At 36.9% G+C, this 26575-nt stretch carries 28 protein-coding genes; 5 read left to right on the forward strand and 23 right to left on the reverse strand.

Going from position 1 to position 26575, the window contains the following annotated elements:
* Positions 1 to 14: 14 nt before the first annotated feature.
* From P9E47_RS04650 to P9E47_RS04665, 4 genes are all read right to left on the reverse strand, one after another.
* Complete coding sequence (locus tag P9E47_RS04650) at positions 15 to 872, reverse strand: 3-hydroxyacyl-CoA dehydrogenase family protein (RefSeq protein WP_003331099.1); 858 nt, start codon at positions 870 to 872, stop codon at positions 15 to 17.
* Between the two features lie 27 nt (positions 873 to 899).
* The gene (locus tag P9E47_RS04655) at positions 900 to 2474 is read right to left on the reverse strand and encodes a long-chain-fatty-acid--CoA ligase (RefSeq protein ID WP_003331100.1); all 1575 of its coding nucleotides are present in this window, start codon (positions 2472 to 2474) and stop codon (positions 900 to 902) included.
* Between the two features lie 306 nt (positions 2475 to 2780).
* The gene (locus P9E47_RS04660; RefSeq protein WP_003331102.1) at positions 2781 to 3404 is read right to left on the reverse strand and encodes an enoyl-CoA hydratase/isomerase family protein; all 624 of its coding nucleotides are present in this window, start codon (positions 3402 to 3404) and stop codon (positions 2781 to 2783) included.
* A gap of 99 nt (positions 3405 to 3503) precedes the next feature.
* Positions 3504 to 5711 (reverse strand): helix-turn-helix domain-containing protein, encoded by a 2208-nt coding sequence (locus P9E47_RS04665; protein ID WP_326162692.1) that lies wholly within the window; start codon positions 5709 to 5711, stop codon positions 3504 to 3506.
* 145 nt (positions 5712 to 5856) lie between these two features.
* Here P9E47_RS04665 and P9E47_RS04670 point away from each other — a divergent pair, with 145 nt between their 5' ends.
* A complete protein-coding gene (locus tag P9E47_RS04670) occupies positions 5857 to 6018 on the forward strand; it encodes a hypothetical protein (RefSeq protein ID WP_161773161.1) in 162 nt (53 codons plus the stop codon).
* A 32-nt stretch (positions 6019 to 6050) separates the two neighbouring features.
* Here P9E47_RS04670 and P9E47_RS04675 read toward each other — a convergent pair whose 3' ends face one another.
* The gene (locus P9E47_RS04675) at positions 6051 to 6212 is read right to left on the reverse strand and encodes a hypothetical protein (RefSeq protein ID WP_157382104.1); all 162 of its coding nucleotides are present in this window, start codon (positions 6210 to 6212) and stop codon (positions 6051 to 6053) included.
* 67 nt (positions 6213 to 6279) lie between these two features.
* Positions 6280 to 6450, reverse strand: a complete 171-nt coding sequence (locus P9E47_RS04680; RefSeq protein WP_003331104.1) for a hypothetical protein — start codon at positions 6448 to 6450, stop codon at positions 6280 to 6282.
* Positions 6451 to 6609: 159 nt separating this feature from the next.
* Here P9E47_RS04680 and P9E47_RS04685 point away from each other — a divergent pair, with 159 nt between their 5' ends.
* A complete protein-coding gene (locus P9E47_RS04685; protein WP_003331105.1) occupies positions 6610 to 6972 on the forward strand; it encodes a hypothetical protein in 363 nt (120 codons plus the stop codon).
* Positions 6973 to 7045: 73 nt separating this feature from the next.
* Positions 7046 to 7207 carry a hypothetical protein gene (locus P9E47_RS04690; protein ID WP_087946156.1) on the forward strand — a complete coding sequence of 54 codons (162 nt, stop codon included), beginning with the start codon at positions 7046 to 7048 and terminating at the stop codon, positions 7205 to 7207.
* 35 nt (positions 7208 to 7242) lie between these two features.
* On the opposite strand, the gene P9E47_RS04695 is transcribed toward P9E47_RS04690, so the two are convergent.
* Complete coding sequence (locus P9E47_RS04695; protein ID WP_003331106.1) at positions 7243 to 7545, reverse strand: hypothetical protein; 303 nt, start codon at positions 7543 to 7545, stop codon at positions 7243 to 7245.
* A 370-nt stretch (positions 7546 to 7915) separates the two neighbouring features.
* Positions 7916 to 8857: a DUF2515 domain-containing protein gene (locus P9E47_RS04700; protein WP_003331107.1), complete on the reverse strand. Its 942-nt coding sequence runs from the start codon at positions 8855 to 8857 to the stop codon at positions 7916 to 7918.
* A gap of 120 nt (positions 8858 to 8977) precedes the next feature.
* Between P9E47_RS04700 and recU the strand changes: the two genes are divergently transcribed.
* Both recU and P9E47_RS04710 read left to right on the forward strand, forming a co-directional pair.
* Positions 8978 to 9583 carry a Holliday junction resolvase RecU gene (gene recU, locus P9E47_RS04705; RefSeq protein ID WP_003331108.1) on the forward strand — a complete coding sequence of 202 codons (606 nt, stop codon included), beginning with the start codon at positions 8978 to 8980 and terminating at the stop codon, positions 9581 to 9583.
* 25 nt (positions 9584 to 9608) lie between these two features.
* Positions 9609 to 12170, forward strand: coding sequence for a transglycosylase domain-containing protein (locus P9E47_RS04710; protein ID WP_326162694.1), 2562 nt, complete (start codon positions 9609 to 9611; stop codon positions 12168 to 12170).
* A gap of 39 nt (positions 12171 to 12209) precedes the next feature.
* Here the strand turns inward: P9E47_RS04710 and P9E47_RS04715 are convergent, their stop codons facing one another.
* From P9E47_RS04715 to mgsA, 15 genes are all read right to left on the reverse strand, one after another.
* Positions 12210 to 12584, reverse strand: coding sequence for a YpoC family protein (locus tag P9E47_RS04715; protein ID WP_003331110.1), 375 nt, complete (start codon positions 12582 to 12584; stop codon positions 12210 to 12212).
* Positions 12584 to 13237, reverse strand: a complete 654-nt coding sequence (gene nth / locus P9E47_RS04720; protein WP_326162695.1) for an endonuclease III — start codon at positions 13235 to 13237, stop codon at positions 12584 to 12586. The genes P9E47_RS04715 and nth overlap by 1 nt, the downstream gene beginning before the upstream one ends.
* Before the next feature lie 52 nt (positions 13238 to 13289).
* A complete protein-coding gene (locus P9E47_RS04725; RefSeq protein WP_326162697.1) occupies positions 13290 to 13988 on the reverse strand; it encodes a DnaD domain-containing protein in 699 nt (232 codons plus the stop codon).
* Between the two features lie 86 nt (positions 13989 to 14074).
* Complete coding sequence (gene asnS / locus P9E47_RS04730) at positions 14075 to 15367, reverse strand: asparagine--tRNA ligase (RefSeq protein ID WP_326162699.1); 1293 nt, start codon at positions 15365 to 15367, stop codon at positions 14075 to 14077.
* Between the two features lie 138 nt (positions 15368 to 15505).
* Positions 15506 to 16690 carry a pyridoxal phosphate-dependent aminotransferase gene (locus tag P9E47_RS04735; protein ID WP_326162700.1) on the reverse strand — a complete coding sequence of 395 codons (1185 nt, stop codon included), beginning with the start codon at positions 16688 to 16690 and terminating at the stop codon, positions 15506 to 15508.
* Positions 16691 to 16692: 2 nt separating this feature from the next.
* Positions 16693 to 17226 carry a cell wall elongation regulator TseB-like domain-containing protein gene (locus tag P9E47_RS04740; RefSeq protein WP_003331116.1) on the reverse strand — a complete coding sequence of 178 codons (534 nt, stop codon included), beginning with the start codon at positions 17224 to 17226 and terminating at the stop codon, positions 16693 to 16695.
* Positions 17227 to 17235: 9 nt separating this feature from the next.
* Positions 17236 to 17406 (reverse strand): YpmA family protein, encoded by a 171-nt coding sequence (locus P9E47_RS04745; protein WP_003331117.1) that lies wholly within the window; start codon positions 17404 to 17406, stop codon positions 17236 to 17238.
* A gap of 193 nt (positions 17407 to 17599) precedes the next feature.
* Positions 17600 to 20380: an ATP-dependent DNA helicase DinG gene (dinG, locus tag P9E47_RS04750; protein ID WP_326162702.1), complete on the reverse strand. Its 2781-nt coding sequence runs from the start codon at positions 20378 to 20380 to the stop codon at positions 17600 to 17602.
* A 117-nt stretch (positions 20381 to 20497) separates the two neighbouring features.
* Positions 20498 to 20884 carry an aspartate 1-decarboxylase gene (gene panD / locus P9E47_RS04755; RefSeq protein WP_003331119.1) on the reverse strand — a complete coding sequence of 129 codons (387 nt, stop codon included), beginning with the start codon at positions 20882 to 20884 and terminating at the stop codon, positions 20498 to 20500.
* Positions 20885 to 20895: 11 nt separating this feature from the next.
* Complete coding sequence (panC, locus tag P9E47_RS04760; RefSeq protein ID WP_326162704.1) at positions 20896 to 21741, reverse strand: pantoate--beta-alanine ligase; 846 nt, start codon at positions 21739 to 21741, stop codon at positions 20896 to 20898.
* Positions 21742 to 21744: 3 nt separating this feature from the next.
* Complete coding sequence (panB, locus tag P9E47_RS04765; protein ID WP_003331121.1) at positions 21745 to 22578, reverse strand: 3-methyl-2-oxobutanoate hydroxymethyltransferase; 834 nt, start codon at positions 22576 to 22578, stop codon at positions 21745 to 21747.
* 289 nt (positions 22579 to 22867) lie between these two features.
* Complete coding sequence (locus P9E47_RS04770; protein WP_003331122.1) at positions 22868 to 23845, reverse strand: biotin--[acetyl-CoA-carboxylase] ligase; 978 nt, start codon at positions 23843 to 23845, stop codon at positions 22868 to 22870.
* Positions 23815 to 25032, reverse strand: coding sequence for a CCA tRNA nucleotidyltransferase (locus P9E47_RS04775; protein ID WP_003331123.1), 1218 nt, complete (start codon positions 25030 to 25032; stop codon positions 23815 to 23817). The genes P9E47_RS04770 and P9E47_RS04775 overlap by 31 nt, the downstream gene beginning before the upstream one ends.
* A 13-nt stretch (positions 25033 to 25045) precedes the next feature.
* Positions 25046 to 26185 (reverse strand): N-acetyl-alpha-D-glucosaminyl L-malate synthase BshA, encoded by a 1140-nt coding sequence (gene bshA, locus P9E47_RS04780; protein WP_326162706.1) that lies wholly within the window; start codon positions 26183 to 26185, stop codon positions 25046 to 25048.
* A complete protein-coding gene (mgsA, locus tag P9E47_RS04785; RefSeq protein ID WP_003331126.1) occupies positions 26178 to 26573 on the reverse strand; it encodes a methylglyoxal synthase in 396 nt (131 codons plus the stop codon). Before mgsA ends, bshA begins: the two co-directional genes overlap by 8 nt.
* Positions 26574 to 26575 lie beyond the last annotated feature (2 nt).

Raw genomic sequence — 26575 nt, forward strand, 5'->3', positions numbered from 1 at the left:
ATTCCTCCAAATTTTTAGTTATTGTAATCGTAAAAGCCAGCGCCTGTCTTTTTACCTAATCTGCCAGCTCGTACTAATTGTTTTAATAATAATGGCGGTGCCCATTTATTATCGTTAAATTCCTTAGCAAAGTATTCCATGACGTAATAACCAATATCAACACCGGCATAGTCTTGTAGTGTGAATGGCCCCATTGGGTAATTTAAACCTAAAGTAACAGCCTTATCGATGTCTTCGGCTGATGCAACACCTTCTTCTAATAGCTTAATTGCTTCAATAAATTGCGGTGTCATAATCCGGTTCACAATAAAACCGGGTACATCCTTCTTCACTTCGATCGGCTCTTTTTTCAAACTTAATGAAAATTCTTTAAGCTCTGCTACTGTTTCATCACTAGTTTTATAGCCTCTAACAACCTCAACAAGCTTCATAATTTGAGCAGGATTAAAGAAGTGCATTCCTGCAACACGTTCTGGGCGCTTTGTTGCTTCAGCAATAAGTGTAATTGACATTGATGATGTATTTGTTGCCAAAATTACTCCTTCTCGGACGATCTCATCAAGCTGTGTAAAAACCTCTTTTTTCAAATCTAAATCTTCAATAACTGCTTCGATAACGATATCGGCATCCTTCATATCTTCAAGATTTGTTGTCGTTTGAATTCGAGCTAATGCCTCTGTTTTTTGTTCAGGCGTCATTTTCCCTCGTTCAACACTTTTACTCATGAACTTATCCATATTATTTAATGCTCTTTGGAGATATTCATCACTAATATCTCTTAAAATCACATTATAGCCATTGATTGCTGCTAAATTAGCGATACCTCCGCCCATTGAACCTGCGCCGACGACTCCAACTGTTTTGATATTCATTACAAACCTCCATATTTTTATGATCTATTATTTTGCTTGGTACTCAGACTGTAATTGACTTTTGAGATCTAGCTTTCTAATTTTTCCAGATGCGGTCATTGGAAAGCTATCAACAAATACAATTCGGTCTGGAACCTTATAATCTGCCACTCTCTCACTAATAAAATCTTTCATTTCAGCCTCCGTGAGAACTACATTGGGCTTCGGTTTTATACATGCACACGAGACCTCACCCAAAACTGAATCTGGCAATCCGACAATCGCCACTTCCATTACCCCTGGATGGGTATAGAAATATTCTTCTACCTCCCTTGGATAAATATTGTATCCACCGCGTATGATCATTTCCTTCTTGCGCCCAACGATGCGAATATAGCCTTTTTCATCTTGAGTGGCTAGATCACCGCTATAATACCAACCATTTTCATCCATTGCCTCCGCTGTTTTTTCTGGATCCTTATAATAGCCTTTCATTAGGCCAAAGCTGCGACAAGCTAATTCACCAATTGTATTTAGTTCGACCACATTTCTGTTCTCATCCACGATCTTAATTTCTACACCTGGCAATGGACGTCCAACTGTTTCAGCCCGTGTGATATTGTCGTCGTCAAATCCTGTTGCTGTTAAGGTCGGTGATGTTTCGGTCATTCCATAACCTACCAGTACATTCATTCCCATTTCTTTTCGAATACGATGAATGATTTCTACTGGACAAGGTGCCGCCGCCATTTCTCCAGTTCTTAATGATGAAAGATCGTACTTCTTAAAATTAGGGTGATTTAATTCAAGAATAAACATCGTTGGAACACCAGGATGGATGGTTACCTTTTCCTTTTCTATCAGGGCAAGCGCTTTTTCTGGCTTAAATACCTCCATTAACACCATTCGTGCTTCTGAAGCGACCGTTCTAAGAATAAACATAAGCCCCATAACATGAAAAACTGGTGTAGGCATTAAAAATACATCATCTGGTGTACATCTCATCCACTCCCCGCCAGCTACCGCTGTATGTACTAAATTTTTATGGGTAAGCATGGCGCCCTTCGGTTTTCCTGTCGTTCCAGAAGTAAATAAGATTGCGGAAACATCTTCCTTGGAGTCAATTTCTACTTCTGTAAATGGAACTCCCTTTCCTAATTCAAGCAAATCTTCAAAACTTTGAACTGATTCGGCTTTGAAACGGACCCCAATTAAATGTTGGAGGGTGGGGATGCTTTCTTTCAATTCAAGGTACTGTCCATAATGATTGATATCGTCAAACTCACGTGGGAAGAAAACCGCTTTTGCTCCCGATTTTTGAAGAATGTAGGCCACTTCACCAATTTTAAAGCGCGTGTTAAACGGGACTAGAATAGCTCCAATCTTTCCTAGCGCAAATTTAATTACGATAAATTCATGCCAATTGGGCAGGCTAACCGCAACACGATCACCCTTTTTTACGCCTAAAGTAGTTAATCCGGCCGCTAATTCAGTTGACTCCTTATCAAGTTCGGAATATTTCATTCTTCTAATCTCATCAACAATGACTTCACTGTCAGGGCATTTTTCAATGGCAGTCCGTAACAATTGTGAAACTGACATTTCATAGCGTAATTTAAACAAGTTCTCTTTCCCCCTCAATCGAAAAAATTCACACATTGCAACCGCTTCCAAATGATATCCGTATGTATCTAGCAAAGTTGTAACTCTAGTACAAAGATAAACAGCGATTGATAATTCAGATATTTTTCTATTTTCTGTAACTTGATTATAAATAATTACACTTTATAAAAACACCTACACGGTATATGAAAAGCACACCTCTTTTTCAGCAATTATACGGATTTATTATATTAATAGATTTAAAAAGTATAGAAATAAAAAAAAAGCACTCCCCTATGTTTGGGACTGCCTATATATATATTGATGTTAATACTTTCCACCATGGATTGTTTTTTTAGCTAACTTTTCAGCCCATTCTTTTGTTGTTCGCATTAATTGTTCATATGGGACAACTGAATTTACCAGGTTAATCTCCATTGCCTTTTGGGCATCAATCATCGTACCAAAGTAGAGAAGTTCCTTCGCTTTTGATTGTCCGACTATTTGTTGTAAACGTTGTGTACCTCCGCCACTTGGCAGAATGGCCAAGTTGACTTCTGGAAATGCAAATTTAGCCCGATCAGAACAAATAAGGAGATCACATGATAGGGCTAATTCAAACACTCCCCCAATGGCCAACCCATTAATAGCTCCCAAAACGGGCTTGGTCATTTTTTTTATAACACGATAAGCATAGTTAGATATTTGTGAGGGGTTAATGCTTCTATTTTCATTGAAATTAATTATCCTTCTTATTTTCTCTTTTGAATCAAATATCTTATCATTTTCAATCGAAATTACTGCAACATTAACGTCATCATCTCTATCTATTTCCATCATCACAAAAGCAAGTTCTTTATATAATTCATTGTTTAATGGACTATAAGGAATAAGATCAATAGAAACATATGCCACATTATTCATAATTTCATATTTTAATGAATCAACCATGTCTGTTCCTCCAAACAACAAAGTATATTTTCTACATTGTAAGACCGATTTTCATATTTTCATATGTATGCCGTGTACGAAACATCCCATTCAATTTCCTTAATTATTAGGAGCAACCCGTTGTAAGTCATAAAGTTTATAAGCCATCATTAAATTCAAACGCTCTTCTGAATCATTAATATCAACCTTCAATAAGGTTTGGATCTTTTCGATTCGATATTGTAATGTACTTCTGTGTATAAAAAGAGTATCTGCCGTTTCTTTTAAATTACCATTTTGAAAAAGATAAACTCGGAGCGTTTGAAACAAATCCACATTTTTTTGATCTGAATATTGTAATAAGGGCTTTAAATGTCGATTAATAAAATCTGAGGCAAAGTCGTTATTCTTTAAATGATAAAGTAAAGTATAGGCACCGAGCTTTTCAAATAATGCAAATCCGGTCCTGGGAATACGCTGATTAATTACATGGATAGCTTGTAGTCCCTGTAGATAACAATTGTAATATTCATGTATATCATTTGTTTTTCCGCCAACACCAATAAATAACTGACCTGATATTTTCTCCCTTTTCATTCTATTGTTTAAATATTCATATAGAGTATCCCAATATTTCTCAGGATTTTTCCGCTCTTTTGCCGATTCAACAAATAAAATAAAATCATCACCTTTATTTGAAAAGATAAAATCCGGATCAAACAGCTGCAAACTTGCTCTTAATCGTTCCCAGATGGATGACTTCTTTGCTTGTTGTTCTAGTAAATTACCTTTTTTTATTTCATCGTCATCAAGAATGATAGATAACACAGAAATTCTATATTCCTTCCGCAAATCCCAATTAAATAGATTTGCGTATTGCATAATACTTTTCGGATCTTCCACCTTTTTTGCTAATAATTTATTAATAAAGCTATCCTTGACCTGTTCTTTTGTATCTAAAACGATCTTTTGCTTAACAAATTGAACAGAATAAACATTCAATGCTAGTTCAATACTTATTCTGGCTATATCATCAAACTCATCAGATGGTATGTTGACAGCTAAATAGCCTAATAAATCTCCCGCGCCGTTCACTGGCCAAAAATGAAAATTTTCACTTCGGTCATTAGCAATCGGAATCATCATTTCATTTTTTCTATTATTCAATATTATTTTCTCAGCAAATTCACCAATTATCTGTAAGTCGCTTTCCTTTAGATTCATTAAGTTAAAGCTGAGCGGACGCAAAAACCGATCAAATAATATTACTGATTTTAATAACAGCTTGCTTAAAGCATCTGTAATTCCTTCAAACCCTTCTTGGTCCACTGTTTTTTTAATAAGCTCCTGGTGGTAGTTCAATAAGGAATGGAGCTGTTGTTTATGTTCTTTTTCATTCTTATATAATCTTGCATTCTCGAGCATTGAAGCAACATGGGTGGACATTAATTCCAAGACTTCAAAATCATCACTTGTAAAAACACCTTTACGCTTGTCCTCTACATGTAAAACACCGATTGTTTTCAAATTGATAACTAAAGGAACTGTAAGCTGTCCACCGCCTGGTGTTTCTAAACATGGAAAATGATGCTTTAAAATATAATCATCTGCAATTGCAATGATTTCCGGTTGTTTGACGACACCATATGCAGGTGATTGCAAAACAAAACAATCTTCTTTCTCATCAAATAGATAAATGCATGCTACTTTTGCTTTAGTGCCTTTGGCAGCACGTTCAACAATTCTCTCTACTAACTGTTCTATTGTGGAATCAATCAGGAGATTTTGGCTAAACCACTCGATACCAATAATTTTTTCTTTTTGTTTTTCCTTCCCTTTAGCAAGTGAGATAGCGACGGCCACATCTTTACTAAACTCATTAAATATATCATCCATCTCAACAAATAAAGGGACGGCTGTCGTAAAACCTATAACACAAAATCCCGAAATATGATTCGCTTCTTTTAAAGGGAGAGTGAACCAGGTTGTAATTCTTTCCATCATCAATAACCTTGAAAATTGACAATCTGGAATATTAGAATTTTCTATCGTCAAGCTTTTTATCAATAACTCATTTGAACAATCTGAAATTTTTAACGGAAATGAATTTGCGAATGACTCCGAACCACCACTTATCGCCTTAGGAAATAACTGATGTTCCTCTTTCAAAAAAATACCAACAAAATCACAATGAAGTTCTGATCTAAATGAATTAATTAAATATTGTAAAGTCTCTTCCTCTGTGTCGAATTTCACCAGTTGTCTTGATGTAAGCCGAAGATGATTTTCAATTCTTTTTACTAAAATATCTCGTTTAGAAAGCTTCACTTTAATCTCTCCCTTCCATAACATATTTTAACAACTTTTTATAATATTTGAAATTTTACACCTTTTAATCTTTTACATTTTTTTATCTTTTTTTGGTGACGATATGATATGAAGTAATGAATTATAGTTTTAGGAGGTTTTATGAATGACGAATCAAAAAAAGAAACGTGAAGTATTTGATAAAAAGAAAAGTGCTGCTCCATTAGATGTTTTGGCAGAGGAATTTGGCAATGAGTATGCTGAGGCAACCTTCAGCAAAGAAGTCAATGCTTCCGAGCATGCTGCACGAGAGCGTTACGATCAATAAAGAAAAGCCGCCTGGATAATGGGCGGCTTTTCTTAACTTAAAAATTGATTAATTGCGATTTGCTCAAGCATAGATTCAATATTCAATAATCTTCCGGCCTGTTCATCGGTAAAATTACCACTACTTTGAAGTTGTAAAAGGGACGTTCTTTCGCTTTCGAGCTGTGTTTGCCAAGCTAATAATTTATCATCCATATATCACCACTCCCCTTTAAAGACAATTTCTTTATAGCTTAGGCATTAAATTATTCATTCATACACGTTACGATTCATGATGGAGTTTCTTTGACTTACTTCCAATTCTTGAACGATATTCCTTGCCTTTATTATTATTCCCGCTTTCCATCTCGACCCCATGCATTACATCATTTGTTCCAAGCTCCGGGGAACTTTGATTTTTACTACCATGTTTACTATTTCGATTTGTCGTCATTTTTGACCCACTCCTTTTTCGTTATTCCTTCATAGTTTGAATTTCCTTATTACATTTCATTCACACAAACAAAAAAGGGATATTTTTTAGTACAAATAACATAATTCTGATTCCCTCATAGAATAAAGTAATGACTTTTGTTTATTGGAGGAATTAAGGATGTACTATTATCAAATAGATTACGACTATTTTTACCGCCAACAAAATACAGCTAATCATATTTACAATGCCTTTCGGCAGGAACATGCCCACCTAATACATGAACTTGAAACTGCTGGGATGGATCAAGAAATGATCACATACATCATTTGGACTGTTATTCAATTCACACTGTCCCATGCACATCAAGTCAGCGGAACTATAAACAATAAAACAAATAATATATACGAAAGCATGATCCAACAAATTCAATGGTTAACTTATCTATTCAGAGCCTATCGTTTTTCGACGAATCAAATGAGACGTGTATTACGCACAATCATCCGTTTTACTTTACAAGGGGCTTCAACAACAATGCGATAAATCGATGAATGAAATCATTGCAAAATCAAATATTAATAATGTACGAAGATTATAACTAAGAGGTGCATTGTTAATGCCATATCCACGGTATCAAAAGCAGCAAAAAAAGAGGCTTCATCCACGCAAAATACACAGTGAATTGGAGTTTTCTGAGGAATTAACAGAAACGAATTTAGATTTTGCAAATATGCAGCCAGTTCCACAACCAAAGGATTATGATGAAATTGAGTATTAGAAAAGAGGCTGTCATGCAGCCTCTTTTCTCTTTTCCTATAGAGTAAAAATACTTGCTATTTTATTCATAAATGGTTGCTTTTTTAATTTATAACTTTCAACAACTTCTATTTTCGTTTCATCAATTTGCGCTAAGAGTTCCATTCTCATTTCGATTAATTCTAGGCGAGATTCCAGTTGTTCCAATTCATTTCGATGCTGCAAGACCTGCATCGAAACAACATCATCCGCTTTTAGAGATAGCTGCCTTTCGATATCATCTAATCTTGATAAAAGCTTATCAAACCGTTCCTCCCATGCTTTCTGGGCTGCATTATCAAATTGACCGTTAACACCCATTTAAATCCCTCCCGATTTCCTTGTTTTTAGTTTAATTCTAGAAATTTTTCAAAGTCCCTTCACGGTTGACAAAACTAGTTTTTATTCGGCAAAAGAAGTGCAAATCCTTAAAAATAGTATAGATTCGACAACCACTATCAGTTTGTATATATTTTTCATCTAAATCAATAATAAAGAGGAGGCTTATCTACAAAAGGAGGAATAATCAAATCATGGCTAAAGAACGAAAGCAAAAGAAAAATTCCGGCGCTATACATGAAGAAACAAAAACAGGCTATGGAAATAAAAAGCTTGAGGGGCCAAACAGACCGGCTGAATAGGAAAATCGGGGGCGAGCTAGACAATAGAAAAGTGCAATCAAACGCTTGGATCACCAAGCGTTTTTTGTAGTTAAAATAGAAATCGCATTATGTAGATGATTTTGTTTGTTTAAATACCAATTTGTAATCTGATATTTTTTGGGGGTTCGAATCGGCTTAAACCATTTCTCTGTTCTTTTGATAGGTTTGTACCAATCTGAAAAATCACCACGATGATGTTGAATAATTGGAAAAGCCATTCTTAAAAAAGGGGTGTCCCTTCTTTTTCCCATACCGATATACTGTTCATAATCCTGCCTCGAGCCCGTATGCTCTGTTCGCTCAGAAAACTGTTTGAAATCATGATAATAGTCCGGATGGAACAATAGCCATGCTAATTTTTTCCCTAATCGAATTCTTTCATCGACATCTGTAAAATCATGAACAGAAAATCCATACAATTTTCCTGCTATCGTCGGAAACAAAACCGAACTATAATGTAGCCAATCCTGAACTAAAAATGGGAAAGAATGAAAGACCTTTCTTTTATAATATGGGTGGGAAATAACAGGCTTTTGAATAACATTTTGTTCATTAATAATTAGAGCAGCCATTAACCGCTTCCGGTCCTTCGTCTCCCAAAAAGTTCGCCATTCCTTTTGCATAAACTCTGAAACATGAAAGTATTTTAACAAATGAAAAAACGAGGTATTATATCGTTTTGATAATTCATGTAACATTAATTGCGGAAATGCGTCTAAAAAAATGAGCCAATTTGCCCGTTCATAGGTATGAAACATTTGCTCTCGCAAGCTTTTGGGCAGTACCTGCGGGAGGTAGATGCCCTTAAGATCAGTCATATTCCAACCGGCATTTCTTGAAACGATACTAGCTAAAAAGGACCATTCTATTTCAGGATTTCGAACATAATATCTATAATAATACTGAGTCCGTGAGATGTTATCTACATTGCCCTTAGCGACAATCCGATTGATGTAGGAAATCAAATTCAAAATAATTATCTCCTTTATTGTATTAACGTTTAGAGTACACAAATAACATGTGCGAAATTCAACAAAATATGCTATATTTAGTATTTTAGAGGAGCAATTTCCTGAGAGGGTCTGAAAAAGATGACGATTCGATATCCGAATGGACAAGCTTTTGTGCCACCACAAAAAAAGCTAACAACAGATATAAAAAAATTGACTTATAGTAATCGCGGTATGACTCTTGAAGAGGATATTAACGCAAGCAATCAGTATTACTTAGTCCAGGGTTTGGCTGTCATTCATAAAAAACCCACACCCGTACAAATTGTATCTGTTGATTATCCAAAAAGAAGTGCAGCCGTAATAAAAGAAGCATATTTCAAACAGCAATCGACTACAGATTATAATGGTGTTTACCGAGGAAAATATGTTGACTTCGAAGCAAAGGAAACACAAAATAAAACGTCATTTCCTTTGCATAATTTCCATGAACATCAGATTAATCACATGAAGGCTGTGTATAAGCAAAATGGGATTTGCTTTATTCTTTTACGGTTCTCCATTACTGATGAAGTGTTTTTTTTGGAAGCACAGCATCTTTTTTCTTATTGGGATGAACAATCAAAAGGAGGCAGAAAATCAATTCCTAAAAAATATATTGAAGAACGTGGGTACCCGATTTCAATCAGTCTCAATCCAAGAATTGATTATTTAAAAGTCATTGATTGCATCTATTTTAATCTATAGGAAGTTTGAAAGGCAGGTTATTACGGTGTCTGAAAACTATCGTACACGACAAGAAAGGCGAGCCTTAAAAGAAAATAAAACTGAAAAGAAAGTGAATGTAAAAAGTAAATCAAGTGCTCGCAAATTATTTAAACGTATCGTATTTATTATCTTTATGATTGGTGTCATTGGAGTAGTTGCAGGAGGAATCACGGCTGTGGCCTTTATTTTGGATGCTCCAAAATTAGATGCAGCGGCTTTGGAAATTCCTCAATCAACGAAGGTTTATGACCGTGATAAAAATTTAATTGCTGAACTTGGTAATGAAAAGCGAACGAATATTACCTATGATGAGATTCCTAAAGTGTTGGAGGATGCTGTCCTCGCCACAGAGGATGTGCGCTTTTACGATCATTTTGGAATTGATTTATTCCGAATCGGCGGTGCCATTATCGCGAACGTAAAAAACGGCTTCGGTTCACAAGGGGCAAGTACAATCACACAGCAAGTCGTTAAGCTTTCATTTTTATCACCGGAAAAAACAGTTAAGCGGAAGGTTCAAGAACAGTGGTTGGCCATTCAGCTTGACGCAAAATATTCAAAACAGCAAATTCTTACAATGTATTTGAATAAAATAAATTACGGAAACAGGGCGTATGGTGTTGCCAAGGCAGCCGAAACCTACTTTGGAAAGGATCTTAAGGACCTTGAACTACCGGAGGCAGCGTTATTAGCTGGATTACCGCAAAGACCATCCGGGTATGACCCATATAAATATCCTGACTTGGCTGAAAAAAGACGCAATACCGTTCTATCCTACATGGAAATGCATGGAAAAATAACAAAAGAACAAGCAAACGCAGCAAGGGCAACTCATGTTACCGACTACATTGTTAAAAAAGAAGAAAAAACAAACCCACATGATGCCTTTATTGATCAAGTTTTAGAGGAAATAGAACAGGTTAAAGATCTAGATGTTCTATCAAGTGGTGTCAGTATCTATACAACATTAGATCCTAATGCTCAAAAGTTCGTGGAAAAAGTGTTGGATACGAATGAGTACATTAATTATCCTGATGATCGATTCCAAGTTGGGCTAGTCGTTCAAGATACAAAAACAGGTGAATTGTTAGCAATTGGTGGTGGCAGACATCAAAGTACATCCTATTTCGCCACAGATATGAAACGTCAGCCTGGATCTACGGCAAAACCAATTTTTGATTACGGTCCGGCAATTGAACATTTACAATGGTCGACCTATCATCAAATCGTGGATGAACCGCATGGCTACACTAATGGCCCAGCCGTTAAAAACTGGGATGGCCGTTACAAAGGACAAATGTCTATTCGCGACGCTTTGGCCGATTCAAGGAATATTCCGGCTCTTAAAACGTTTCAGGAGATTGGACCTTCAAAATCACGTGAGTTTGCAGCAAAACTTGGGGTTAGAGTAGAGGACCGAATCAATGAAGCATATAGTATCGGTGGTTTTAACGGTATGTCACCGATGGACCAGGCTGGTGCCTATAGTGCTTTTGGAAACAACGGGATCTATACGAAGCCGCATACGATTAGAAAAGTTGTCTTCCCTGATGGTCGTGAAATTGATATGCAGCCGGAACAAGAGGTTGTCATGAAAGACTATACAGCGTTTATGGTCACAGATATGCTTAAATCAGTTGTTAAATCTGGAACAGGACGTTCTGCCAATGTATCAGGAGTCCATATTGCCGGAAAAACAGGTTCAACAAACTTTGATGATGAAACAAAGAAAAAATACGATATACCTAAAGGTGGTATTCCGGATGTATGGTTTACGGGTTATTCCCCCGACTATACAATTTCGGTTTGGACCGGATATAGTGAACATGGAAAGGGAAATTATATTTCCAGCAAGTCTTCAGGCATCGCTAAGCAAGTATTCAAAGTTGTTATGAGTGAAATCACAAAAGGTGAAAAACAAAGGGATTTTACAGTTCCTAATAGTGTTGTCAAATCACCGGTTGTAAAAGGATCAAACCCTCCTAAACTGCCAAGTGTTTTTACCCCTAGCGACCAGGTAGTATACGAATACTTTGTTAAAGGGACAGAACCGACGGAAACATCGGATCAGTTTGATACAATTCCACCGGTTCAAAATGTTGAAGTTAATTATGATAATGAAGCAAATAAAATTGTCCTTAAATGGCAGTATGATGAGAAATTGCTAGAACGCGTTTCCTTTGTTGTTAATACAGCAATAAATAACAGTAACTTTATCCCATATTGGTCCGGAAAAGAAATGACTGTCACAATTACTGACCCATATCCTGAAAGCTCATATGGCTTTGAAATCGTTGTTGTTGATGATACTAACGGAGAAAATGTAAGTGAACCTGTGGTAGCGAATATAGAGACAAGTATCTTTGACCCATTGGCTCCTGTCAATCCAACTGATCCTGAAAACCCGACAGAACCAACGGAGCCAGGTTCACCTAGTAACGGCAATAATAACGGAAATGGCCAAAATAATAACAAAAAACCTAATCCGGGTAATGGTGACACCGGAAATAATAATGGAATCAGCGAAGAAGACATTGAGGAGCTAATTAACCTTATTAGACAATAGCAAGTAAAAGTAAAGTTTATGATAAAACCCGCATCCCAATTACTGATCGGTGATGCGGGTTTTATTTTGTTCTATCGCAAGAAGTTTTCTATATTGCTTCTCAAGTTCCTCAAACATCTCAGATAACTGTATAAAAGAATGATAATGAGTTGGACTTTCTATCAAAAATGATAATCTTTCTTTGCTGTTAATAGGTTTAATCTTTAATTTGTCAACTTGCTCAATAACCTCGTCACTGTTATTTAATTGAAGATTATTGATTTCAAACAAAACAGCAAAGAAATTCGCTATATGTTTTTTCATCGGAGCTCGTGCTGCTTGTGTATTGCGATCTCTAAAAAACTTTGCAATCCCATCCTTTTCACTATACCATTGATTAAAGACTGTATCTAATGGGAAATGTCTTTCAGACATTATTTTTTACTTCCTTTCATTCGCTTGTGCCCTTCACGACAAATATCCAATAAAGGACAAATCTCACATTGTGGTCTTTGCGCTTTACAATGATAACGACCGAAGAAAATTAGTCGATGATGAGTTTGGCTCCACAGCTCCTCCGGTACTTTCTTCATAAGTGTTTCTTCTACCTCTAAAACAGAATCCTTCCACCTGCAAATACCCAGCCTTTTGGAAACTCGTTCAACATGTGTATCAACAGCAATAGCCGGAATTCCATAGGCAACTGACATCACGACATTAGCTGTTTTTCTGCCAACTCCAGGAAGCTTCATTAATGACAGGCGATCTTTTGGAACTACCCCACCATATTCTTCAAGTAGCATGTTACATAACTTTTGGATATTTTTAGCTTTATTACGAAATAAACCGATCGAGCGAATATCATTTTGCAGCTCTTCTAATGATACAGCTAAATAGTCTTCCGGTTTTTTGTATTTTTCAAATAATGATTTTGTTACTTTATTGACAAGTGCATCCGTACATTGCGCCGATAAAGAAACAGCGATTACAAGTTCAAATGGGTTAGAATGGTTTAATTCACAATGGGCATCCGGAAACATTTCTCCCATCGTGTCTAATACACGTTCAATTTGTTTTTTATTGAGCATGGATATAGCTCCTCCTTTCCCCTCAAAAAAAGCGAGACTATAGATTCCCGCTTTAAGATTCTAACCAATTATAGAAAGGAATCGAAGTTGTTTCTTGCTTTATTGGCTGGGATTTGACCCGTTGATGGCTTCTAAATCTCATCCCTTGATCCTGTGCTTGTTCAAGTGTTTCAATTCCTTTCTTTTTCCATTCAAATAAAATCCGGTCAATATAACGGAAGTTTAACTTCCCACTCATTACAGCTTCTCGTAAGGCAGCTTTTATTAATAAAGGGCTATGATTTTCTTGATCAAGCCACATCGTCAACGATTCACATTCCATTGGTGATAATGGACGTCCAAATTCCTGCTCAAACATAGTATAAACATTAATTTCAACTTGCTCATTTTCACGCTTAACCTGTTTGTTCTCAAGCTCTGATAAAAAATGCAGAAGTTTCTCCCATAATGGACGTAATGTATAACTTTCATGTATTATACCGTCCATGCCGGTTGCACCCTCAATTTGCAAGAAACTGTGTTGAATTAAATATTTAATAATTTCCATACAGTGCTCCTTATGACAGCTCATTCTTTCTGATAGCTCGTCAGGAGTTGGAAATGAATTTCCGCTTTCAATTGATGAATAAACGTGCAGGAGCAGTACAAACTCCTCTTCATTTAAGCCAATGCTTTTATAATATTTCAACAGAAGCTTTGGTATTGCAACACTCCCTTCAGCCAACCAATCGATCACTATTTCTTTTTTCATCTGGCTAACACCTCTAGGATATTATAACATGTACTGTCGAAAAAGGCTGACCAAAAAGCGGTCAGCCTTTTCATATAATTTGCTATTTACGGATACAAACGATTCAAAAGTCGTGGGAATGGAATAGTTTCCCGAACATGCTCGGCCCCTGTAATCCAGGCTACAGTCCGCTCTAGTCCTAGTCCAAAGCCGGAATGAGGAACGGAACCATATTTACGCAGGTCTAAGTACCATTCATAGGAGCCACCTGTTAAATGATGCTCTTCATAGCGTTTTTGCATCAATTCTAAATCATCAATTCTTTGTGAACCGCCAATGATTTCACCATAACCTTCAGGTGCAATTAAATCAGCACATAATACGACCTCAGGACGTTTCGGGTCTGGTTTCATATAGAAGGCCTTTATTTGGGCCGGATAATGTGTAATAAATACTGGTTTATCAAATTCTTCCGCAATCGCAACTTCGTGTGGAGCACCAAAATCTTCTCCCCACTCGATATCATTTATTCCCTTTTTCTTTAATATTTCAATTGCCTCATCATAAGTAATCCGAGGAAAAGGAGCCTTAATATTCTCAAGCTTAGATAAGTCACGTCCCAATGTGTTCAACTCTAATTTACAATTCTTTAAAACAGACTGAACGATAAAGCTGACATATTGCTCTTGAATTTCTAAGCTTTCATCATGTTCAACAAAAGCCGCCTCTGGTTCAATCATCCAAAATTCAATTAAATGTCTTTTTGTCTTTGATTTCTCGGCACGAAATGTTGGACCAAAAGAGAATACCCTACCTAAAGCCATCGCTGCCGCTTCCAAATAAAGTTGTCCGCTTTGCGATAAATAGGCATCTTCATCAAAATACTTAGTATGGAATAATTCACTGCCACCTTCTGCAGAAGTACCGGTTAAAATTGGTGGGTCAACCTTAACAAATCCGTTATCATTAAAAAATTGATACGTAGAGCGGATAATTTCATTTCTAATTTTCATAATGGCATGCTGGCGCTTTGAACGAAGCCAAAGATGACGATGATCCATTAAAAATTCAACGCCATGCTCTTTTGGAGTAATCGGATAATCTACAGATTCATGTATGACTTCAATATTTTTCACAGCTAGCTCATAGCCAAATGGCGAGCGGTCATCTTCTCGAACTGTCCCTGTTACCCACAGTGATGTTTCTTGGGTAATTGCTCTTGCTTTTGCAAAAACGTCTTCTTCCACTTCTTCTTTAACAACAACTCCTTGAATGAACCCTGTTCCATCGCGAAGTTGTAGAAAGGCAATTTTCCCGCTCGAGCGTTTATTTGCCAGCCAAGCTCCAATCGTTACCTCTTGTCCAACAAAATTGCTTACTTTTGAAATCGTTGTTTTCATTCTTTTTACCTCCTACTATACCGAAGCAATAAAGTTAAAGTAATAGTTAATAGTACTTGGTTATCATTGTATTATTTACCTATTCATTTTATACAGAAAAGAGGCGGGGTAAACTTACACCGCCTTACTCTCCCGATTTTATTTGATTTTGTTTTCCATAAAACGTTTAATTCTAGCTACCGCTTTTTCAAGAAGATCTAATGATGTTGCATAAGATAGACGTACGTTTTCAGGTGCACCGAATCCAGAACCAGGAATTATAGCAACCTTTTCTTCATCTAATAACGCTTTTACTAATGAATCAACATCGTCGTAACCAGCCAATTTAGCTGCCTCACTTGCATTCGGGAATAAATAGAAAGCACCTTGCGGCTTCACACATTGGAATCCTGGAATTTCCATTAGCTGTTCATAGATTTTATTTAAGCGCTCTTCAAATGCCTTTTTCATTTCATGAACGGGCTCTTGCGGTCCAGTATAGGCAGCGATGGCAGCATATTGTGAAATTGATGTTGGATTGGATGTACTGTGACTTGCTAAGTTAGTCATCGCTTTTATGATTGTGCTGTCACCAGCTGCATATCCAATACGCCAGCCTGTCATGGAATGTGACTTTGAAACTCCGTTAATAATGATGGTTTGTTTCTTAAGCTCAGGTGATAGCGTTGCAATTGATACATGCACATTATCACCATAAACTAACTTCTCATATATTTCATCGGAAACAATGAGAATATTATGTTCAAGGGCAATTTCACCTAATGCTTTTAACTCCTCAGCAGTATAGATCATCCCCGTAGGGTTACTAGGAGAGTTAATTACAACAGCTTTTGTCTTTGGTGTAATCGCAGCCTTAAATTGTTCTGGTGTAATTTTAAAATCATTTGCTTCTTTACCTTCAACTAAGACAGGAGTACCTTCAGCTAATTTTACGAATTCAGGATAGCTAACCCAATATGGTGTTGGGATAATTACTTCATCACCTTGGTTAAGAATAACTTGGAATAATGTATATAAGGCGTGCTTTGCTCCCACACAAACAATAATCTCATTCCCGGCATAAGTAAGGTTTTGATCTTTTTTAAACTTCTCAATAATTGCATCCTTTAATGCCACTAAACCACCAGAAGGTGTGTATTTTGTTTGACCTTCATTCATTGCTTTAACGGCGGCCTCAATAATGTGCTGTGGTGTGTTAAAATCTGGTTCCCCAGCACCAAGACCTATAACATCATGGCCCGCATCCTTTAATGCTTTAGCCTTTGCAGTAATTTCAAGTGTTGTAGATGGTGTTAAGGATGATACACGATTTGCTAATTCCATTGCTAAATTTCCTCCTCAAAGCGGTCTTTTTTAAGACTGTACCTTTTCACAAATGATCCATCTTCAAATTTCATAAAATAATATGTATAACGCTTTTCTTGGTCTAAATAAGTGACTTCCCAAAGCGGCGTTGTCTCAGTTCTATTTGTCCGATTATCCTTCATTACTTCAGCACCAAGTCTTATATCAATTAATTTTAAAGGATTTTGATTCGCAATCACATATTTTTTTACTTTTTCTATTGACCACCCTTCACTGGCCTTTTTTGTAATCAACTTCCCCTGTTTTGAATCTGGTACCCAAACGATGATATCCTCATCTTTATCGTTTGTTCCATAAAGTACGGTATAAGCCAATCTTCCATGGTAGTACTCTGCATCATAAATAGATGACAATCCTTTTACATTTTCTTCAGCAAAAGCAATTGCTTTTTTCTCACCTTTTTTTTGGAAGCTCATACTTTCATGATAAATGTGGGAAGCCTGCCAAATTATGATAATCATTAATAAGGGTATTATATACAACCATTTTTTCATAGTAAACCTCTAAGTTTGATATATAGTAAAAATTGCTTTATTCGGGTCTTCTTGGTCAAGAGCCAACCCAAACATTACATCCCTTTCCTTCAGTGTTCGATTCAAAATATCAACAATTTTATAAAGATCCGGTGAATTTTGAATCCGTACTGTCGCCAAGACCTCCACTTTACTATTCATACGCTCCCCCTAAGATCAAGATAAACAAATTTTGTTACACATATCGTTAACCGTAAAAGTGAAATATAGTATTAAGAAATAAGTTTTTTACTTCGTCTCTTTTCCCATTATACAATATTTAATAAAAACTATCTCCTTCCAACACCATAATTTGGGGCTTAAGGTAGCCCCTTTTTTCTTTTGAAAAAATGTCTCATAGCCAATCGGATAACTTTTTTAATAATACGTCGGTTTTTTCTTCATATATTTCAATCGGAGGCAACGCATGAATGAATTTTTTTCCATAGCTTTTTGTTGAGAGGCGGCGATCTAGTACAAAAACAACCCCACGATCATTTTTCGCACGAATCAGGCGTCCAAAACCTTGTTTAAATCTTAATATGGCTTGAGGTAAGAACAGATCCATGAAAGCATTTTTTCCTTCCTGTTTCATCAATTCTGACTTTCTTGCCATGATTGCATTATCTGGCGAAGAAAATGGCAGTCTTACAATGACAATACAGCTTAAATCCTCCCCGGGGATATCGATCCCCTCCCAAAAGCTGCTTGTTCCAAAAAGGATTGCCTGTTCATGCTGTTTAAAGCTTTTTGTTAATCGGTCGCGGCTTCCACTTGAAATCCCTTGGCCAATTAAAACAAATCCGTCTAATCCAGCAGCAGCCTTAACATTGTAAAAAGTTTTTTCAAGCATATCATAGGATGTAAATAAAACGAGCATTCTTCCTCGGGTTACCCTGGCAATTTCAATAATCTTACTTGCGATTTCACAGGTAAATTCCGTTTGCTCTACATCCTTAATTTCCGGAACATCAATAGGTAGCATAAGCTGAACCTGATCCTTATAAGAAAAAGGAGAAGCTATTTTTTTTGTAATTACTTCAAAATCCAAAAGACCTAAGCTGGATTTTATATATTGAAAAGAATCATTTATTGCTAGGGTTGCCGATGTCAGTATTACGCTTTCCTTTTTAGCGAACAAGCGGTCAGCCAATAATTCACTTATATCGATCGGTTGACAATATAGGAAGGCAGAGTTCTGTGCACCCTTAGGTTCAATTTCGACCCATGTTACATTATTAGATTCATGTTCAAATAACAGTTTGGAAAGACCATTGCTAATATCCCCCAAAGCCTTTCCAAGCGATTTAATGTCCGTTATTAGTCCGAATGGAGCTTCAAGCTTTTCACCTATCGATAAAATATTAAATTTTATATCCTCGAGCATTTCAATTGCTAAAAATGCATAGCTTTTCACACTCTTCCATAATGGACCTTCTTCACTTGATGAATCAAAACGATATGTGATCCGGCCTATCTCATTCTTGCTTTGCTGTTTCTGGGCTAAAGTATAAGTTCGGATTGTTCTAAATAACTCGTCAATCATATTTTTAGTTTCAATATATTGCTCCTCAACCTTATCAATTTCGGATGAAAGGCCAATGTTCATGCTTTTTGTTGCCAACTTAATTTTATGAAGCAGCTCTATTCCATCAGAAAGACCAATTTGATTTAGCAATGTTTGAATAGATGTATAATCCAACTTTATCCCTAAATGGTCACTGGCAACATCATCAAGATGATGGGCCTCATCAATCACAAGCTCACTGTAAGCTGGTATTAATGAAAAGTCACTTTTCATATCTGAAAGAAGAAGGGCATGATTCGTAATAATAAGATCGGAAACTTCAGCTGCGTTTCGTTTTTGACGGTAATAACATCTTGAAAACCATGGGCATTCTTTGCTGCTACAACAGGAAGAATCACTTTTTACTTTATTCCAAAAAAGCCTTCCCCCAGATGATAAGTTAATTTCATCAACGTCACCATTACTTGTTTCTGTTAGCCATACTAGTATTTGGGATTTTGTAAATATAGTATCATACGTATCATCACTATCCGTTTCCATGCACTCTTCAAATTTCCTTAAACAAAGATAATGATGCCTCCCCTTTAATATAGTGGCTTTGAATGAAAATGGAAGAGCTTTTTTAAGGATTTTGATCTCCTGCCCCATTATTTGTTCCTGCAGATGGGTGGTATACGTGCTAATCACAATTCTCTTTCCTGTTTTTTTGGCGTGAAGAATTGATGGAAGTAGGTAGCCAATTGTTTTACCGGTTCCGGTTCCCGCTTCAAGCAATCCATGCACTCGGGTTTTAAATGCCTCTTCAATCGTTTCAATCATTTCAATTTGGCCATCCCGAACCTCAAATTTTGGATCTACTTTTTTAAGCAGGGGGATGATTGATTTGGTTTCAAAGTCATCAAAATTAAGTCTTTCATTTTCAATTTGGCTTTGTCTTCTCTGTACTTTCAATGCAATATTACGGTGGATATCATAATCTTCTGTATCGGTCAGTAATAATTGTTTTTTTTCATTGATTATATCTTTAAGCAGGTTCTTTAGGCTGCTTTGGAAAGATACTGCATAGGATTGCATTTTTTTCAATGTAACTAATGGCAGGCTTTTAAGCTTTATTAATAAATTCACCAATAATTGTGCGGTTGCCTCAGCATCGCTATCTGCACGATGGGGCTGATCATGTTCAATCGACAATTCGGTAGCAAGCTGATTTAATTTGTAACTATTTAAAGTTGGAAACAATAATCTTGAAAGTTCAACCGTATCTAAAGTCGGGCAATTCCTCCATTTTGCCCCACATTTTCGAAACTCAGCCTTTAAAAAAGCAATGTCAAACGGAACATTATGAGCGACAAAATAAGAGTCTTCCAGCATTTCTGATAGCATTGGTGCAATTAAATCGAAGGTAGGGGCCTTGCTGAGCATTTCATCTTCAATCCCGGTAAATTGTTTAATGAAAGAAGAAAGTTTCATATTTGGATTGACAAAACTGGCAAATTGCTCAATAATCTCACCATTTTCAATTAGAATAGCACCAATTTGAATGATTTTATCTGTACCAATTTTATTTCCGGTCGTCTCCACATCTATAACAAAAAAACGATTTTTCATCCTTACACCCTCAAACCCGTTTTCTTTTACTATCTACAAATTATAGTATAAACTTTGATAGTATAAAAAGGCTTTCGCTAAAATTAAGCGAAAGCCTTTTTATTCGTCTCTATATCATTATAATACAGTTGAAGCAGGTTCAGCATAAATTAATTGTTTAATTGAGTTATCTTTTTCATCCATAATGGCCACTCTTGGTTTATGCTGAGCAATTTTATCTTCTGGGACAATCGCATACGAAATAATAATGACAATATCATTTGGTTGAACTAAACGTGCAGCAGCACCATTTAAACAAATAACACCGCTGCCTCGTGGACCTGCAATGACGTAGGTTTCAAGTCTTGCACCATTGTTGTTGTTGACGATCGCGACTTTTTCATTTTCAACGATTCCAACTGCATCCAAGAGATCTTCATCAATCGTAATACTGCCAACATAATTTAAGTTCGCTTCTGTTACTCTTGCCCGATGTATTTTGGCATTCATTAATGTTCTAAACAAAATATTTCCCCCTAAATCGAAAACGTAATATTATCTATTAAACGTGCCTTTGAAAATTTCACAGCAAGTGCAATAATCATCTTGCCATTAGGTTCATTTAATTCCAATAAATCCGGATAAGAATAAATTTCTACATAGTCAATGATCCCGGACGTTTTTTCATGAACAGCATTTATGACTTCAGTTTTAACTTGATCAAGATTTTTTTCTCCATCTAAAATACGTTGAACTGCTTTTTGTAAACTTCTATACAGTTCAGGCGCAACACTACGCTCTTGTTCAGTTAGATAAACATTTCGAGAGCTTTTCGCCAAACCGTCTTCCTCCCGAACGGTTCCAACAGCGACAAGTTCAACCGGAATATTATAATCATTTATTAACCCATCAACTACAGCAACCTGTTGGGCATCCTTCAAACCAAAATAGGCACGGTCAGGCATGATAATATTAAATAGTTTCATTAAAACTGTAGCGACACCATCAAAATGACCTTCTCTTGATTTTCCGCAAAGGACGTTTACACGTTTATTGACACTGATGGTAGTGGACAGTTCGACCGGGTACATTTCTCCGACTTCCGGGTAAAAAATTATATCTACATCGGCATTTTGAGCTAGGTTTTCATCGCGTACAATATCGCGAGGGTAGGCATCAAAATCTTCATTTGGTCCAAATTGCAATGGATTGACAAAAATACTGATAACGACTTTGTCGTTATTCTTTTTTGCTTCGTTAATTAATGTTAAGTGGCCCTCATGCAGAAAGCCCATTGTGGGAACATAACCTATTCTGTTTCCTTCCCTGTGAAGCTCTTTTGCCATTTGTTGCATTTCTTTAATAGAACGTATTACCTGCATGTCTTATTTTCCTCCGTATAAAGACACAAGTTGTTCTTCTTTCATCGTAAAAGAATGAAGATCATCTGGAAATTCACGTGTCTTTACTTCACTTCTATATTGTTGAATCGCATTTTGAATAACTGAATTTGCATCGGCATATGGTTTAACAAATTTAGGAATATGGCCAAAACCATTTTGAATGACATCATGATAAACCAATACTTGTCCATCTGTTTTGTTTCCCGCTCCAATTCCGATCGTTGGAATTGAAATCTCCGAGGTAATTACCTCTGCCAATTGTTTGGGCACACATTCTAGGACAAGCATCATCGCTCCGGCTTTTTCAGCTTCCTTGGCATCCTCAATCAATTTTTTAGCTGTTTCTGAATCCTTGCCTTGCACTTTATAGCCGCCTAACACCCCGACGGATTGCGGTGTCAGTCCAAGATGAGCGACAACAGGCACTCCCGCAGCCACTAAACGTGAAATAGTGAAACAAACATCCCCAGCCCCTTCAAGCTTTAGGGCATGTGCTCCGCCATCCTGCATTAATTTCATTGCATTTTTCATTGTGTCTTCTATTGATGTATGATAGCTCATAAATGGCATATCCGTTACGATGAATGTATTTTTTGCGCCCCGCCGCACTGCTTTTGTATGATGAACCATATCCTCCACCGTTACTGGAATGGTTGACTCATACCCTAGTACGACCATTCCAAGTGAATCCCCAACAAGGATTACATCAACATTTGCTTCTTCAGCAAGCTTTGCTGATGGAAAATCATAGGCCGTCAGCATCACGATCGGTTCGCCATTTGTTTTCATTTTTTGGAAATCAGTAGTTGTTTTCAATTGTTTCCCTCCTCAAGTAGATGAGGGAATGAAGACCGCCATTTCTTTACCCAAATAGAAATAAAACAAAAAAGTCTTTCCATACGGAAAGACGGGTAAGCAATGTGGTTAATTCATCCCCTGTCCTAGTCCGTTTTATGGATCAAGGCAGTATAAATTTCAATTAATCTGCAGTACTTGCATTCAGCGGTGTAGTTCTTACAGATACTACCCATGTAACATTGCAAGTATAACAGAAAACAGGGGATATTTTCAACTAGTCGGAATATTATATTAATTAATCTTTCTCCTAAATTTCAATATCTGCTGAATATATATGGTGAATAGTGCCATTTTTATCTTCTAGTAATAAAACACCATCATCGGTAATCCCTATTGCTTTTCCTTCGATAGTTTCTGTTAAAGTTCTGGCTTTGATTTGTTTTCCAATGCTAACAGCATAGTTTTCCCATAGTACTTTTACAACTTGAAACCCATTTTCCAAATAATCCACATATAAGTCTTCTAGCTCTTTTAAAATTGCTTGCAAAACCATTGAACGATTTAGCTTTTTTCCTGTCTCAATGGATAAAGACGTAGCTGTTTCTTTTAGGTCGTCCGGGAAATGTTCAAGCTGCTGATTCACGTTAATGCCAATGCCGATTATAACCGCATTAATCCGATCTGCTTCCGCTTGTAGTTCGGTTAATATCCCTACGGTTTTCTTTCCATTTATTAAGATATCATTCGGCCATTTTATCTCACATTTACACCCGATGGCCGCTTCAATCCCCCTTACGACACTTACAGCCGCTAGAAGCGTAAGCTGGGGTGCTTGTTGCGGTGGAATATTGGGCTTTAGGATTACACTGAACCATATCCCCGTAAATTTAGGAGAATACCAAGAACGGCCAAGCCTCCCTTTACCGGATACTTGTTCTTCGCTGACAACAATGGCGCCTTCCGGGGCACCATCATAAGCATCCTTTAATGCCAGTGTATTCGTTGAAGTAACCGATTCTTCATAATGAACTTCACGACCAATAAAGTTTGTTTGTAGACCTAGCTGTATTTCATTTCCGCTGATCCTATCAGGTTTTTTTATGATACGATAGCCCTTACGTTGAACAGCCTCCAACTCAAAGCCGTCCTTCCGTAAATCCTCAATATGTTTCCAAACTGCAGTTCTAGAGCAACCTAGTTTGTCACTAATCAATTGTCCCGATAAAAATTCCCCTTCATGATCTGAGAATAATTTTAATAATTGTTTTCGGATGGAGGATTGCATGTAAGAAGCCACTCCTTTATGTTTTCTTTATTATTTTCTACCTCTCCATTAACAACGGCTCTTTCAACAATCTCAATAGTTTTCGAAAGCCAAGGTCCTCCCTTTTTGCTATACCATTCGATTAAATCATTTCCAGTGATTGCCATTTCTTTTCTAGCTACTATTGGGAGGCTTTGGGTGATGGTCTGCAATTCTGTTAACACTGCATCAGACTGTTTATTTTCTAGTAAACAATATAACCTGATGCCGGATTTTACTGCTTCCGGCCCATATGTATACACTGTATAACGCGAAAGGTTCGTGCAATTCTTAAGCTCTGCAATCACATTTAAATAAAGCCTACATGTTTTTATTCTTTCATTTGAACTTTTCCATTGTCTAAAAAAGAACTCAATGTCCTCTATCTTAAGAATATGAATTAATAATGCCCACTGTTCCTCTAAGGTTAGTGCTTGTTGCGAACAAAGGACTGCAAATTGTCTTAATTCCTCCGCTTTATTGTCTAACAGTGGCAGGTAATTTTGTATTTGCAGTTCAGCGATGAGCATGATTGCCTTTTTATTTGCCGTTTGCCCTGTTAAAAGCTTTTCAAATTCGACTAGTACCCGTTCCACTGAGATTTTAGTTAGTAAATGAGCATGCCTCTTAATCGATTTCTTCGTTTCCGGACTGAGTTCAAAATCTAATTGGCTCACAAAACGAATCGCTCGCATTATTCTTAACGGATCTTCTAAGAAACGATCATCCGGATTTCCCACTGTTTGGATCAATTTATTTTTTAAATCCTTTTGTCCTTCGAATGGATCGATAATGGTGCCATGAATATCCATTGCAATGGCATTAATGGTAAAATCACGGCGACTTAAATCCTCTTCAAGTGAGGTAACAAACTCAACTTTCGAGGGGCGTCTAAAATCTTGATAATCACCATCTATTCTAAATGTTGTTACTTCATACATTTCTTGATTATGTAAAACGACAACCGTTCCATGTTTTATTCCTACTGGTATCGTTCTATCAAATAACGCTTGAACATCTTCTGGTAATGCAGAGGTTGCGATATCAATATCACCTCTTGAACGCCCTAAAAGATGATCACGGACAGAACCGCCGACAAAATAGGCTTCAAATCCAGCTTCTATTAAAGTTTCAATAATTGGTTTTGCTTTTATAAACGGTTCTTCCATGTTATCCCTCTCTTTATACCGGACAAACGGTTTCGTAGTAAATTTTTTCATATTGATCTACTATTTTTTTCGGGTTAAAAATATTTTTCGTGCGTAAAAACGCTTGTCGACTCATCTTATTATGTAATTCACGGTCAGATAGAAGTGTTATAGCTTTGTCAGCCACTGCACTCGTATCTCCTAATTCACAAATAAAGCCACTAATCCCATCTTCGATCACTTCTGGAATTCCTCCAATATTTGTACCAATACAAGGTACACGGCAGGCCATTGCTTCTAAGAGAGTAAGCCCAAAGCTTTCTTTTTCCGAAAGTAATAGCAAGAGATCACTGCATGATAGAATCTCTTCTACATTTTCCTGCTTCCCAAGAAAATGAACACGATTTTCCAGTCCAAGCTGTTTTACCTTTTTACAAACAACTGTAAATTCAGGGCCATCTCCTACTAAAAGTAGTTTTGCCTTCACATGCTTTTCAATAAGGGCAAAGGCATCAATTACATCCGGAACTCGTTTGACCTGCCGGAAATTTGATATATGAATGATGACCTTTTCATCCTCTTGAATCCCATAGCTATGTCTAATAGTAGGGCGCTCACGTCGATAATAAACACGATCATCTATAAAATTATAAACTGTTTCTATCTCCTTATTCGTTTCTACCAATTGATAAGTTTCCCGGGCAAGATTTTTTGATACGGCTGTTACTCTATCTGACTGTTCAATTCCAAAACGAATTAGCTCCTGCAGGGAAGGATCATGCCCTAACACTGTAATATCAGTTCCATGTAAGGTCGTGATAATTTTCAGACGATCACCTCCGACCATCTGCTTTGCCAAGTAGGCACTTATCGCATGTGGAATTGCATAATGTACGTGAAGCAAATCTAAATTTTCCCGCCTTGCCACCTCGGCCATTTTGCTTGCTAAAGATAAATCATAAGGCGGGTATTTAAAAACTGAGTATTGATTCACATCAACCTCATGAAAATACAGATTCGGATACCATTTATTTAACCGAAAAGGGATGCTTGATGCAATAAAATGAATTTCATGACCCCTTTCAGCTAACAACATTCCTAGTTCTGTCGCAACAACACCTGAACCGCCAACCGTTGGATAACATGTTATACCAATTTTTAGTTTTTCATTCATCTAGAGTTCTCCAATTAAAATCGCCGCGTTCCAATCCGTGGATCAACACTTCAGCAGTCCCCATATTGGATGCAAGCGGAATATCATATACATCACATAGCCGGAGCAGTGCACTGACATCCGGTTCATGCGGCTGTGCCGTTAACGGATCCCTAAAAAAGATAACTAAGTCAATCTCATTATTGGCAATCATAGCCCCGATTTGCTGATCTCCACCTAGTGGTCCTGATTGAAAGCGATGCACAGGGAGCCCGGTTGCCTCTATTATTTTTTTCCCTGTTGTACCTGTTGCAAATAATATATGGTCTTCAAAAATTGGAGTATACGCTGAAACAAATTGAATCAACGCTTCTTTTTTTCTGTCATGAGCAATTAAAGCAATATTCATCA

This window comes from Schinkia azotoformans (assembly GCF_035811335.1).
Classification (GTDB): domain Bacteria; phylum Bacillota; class Bacilli; order Bacillales; family Bacillaceae_J; genus Schinkia; species Schinkia azotoformans.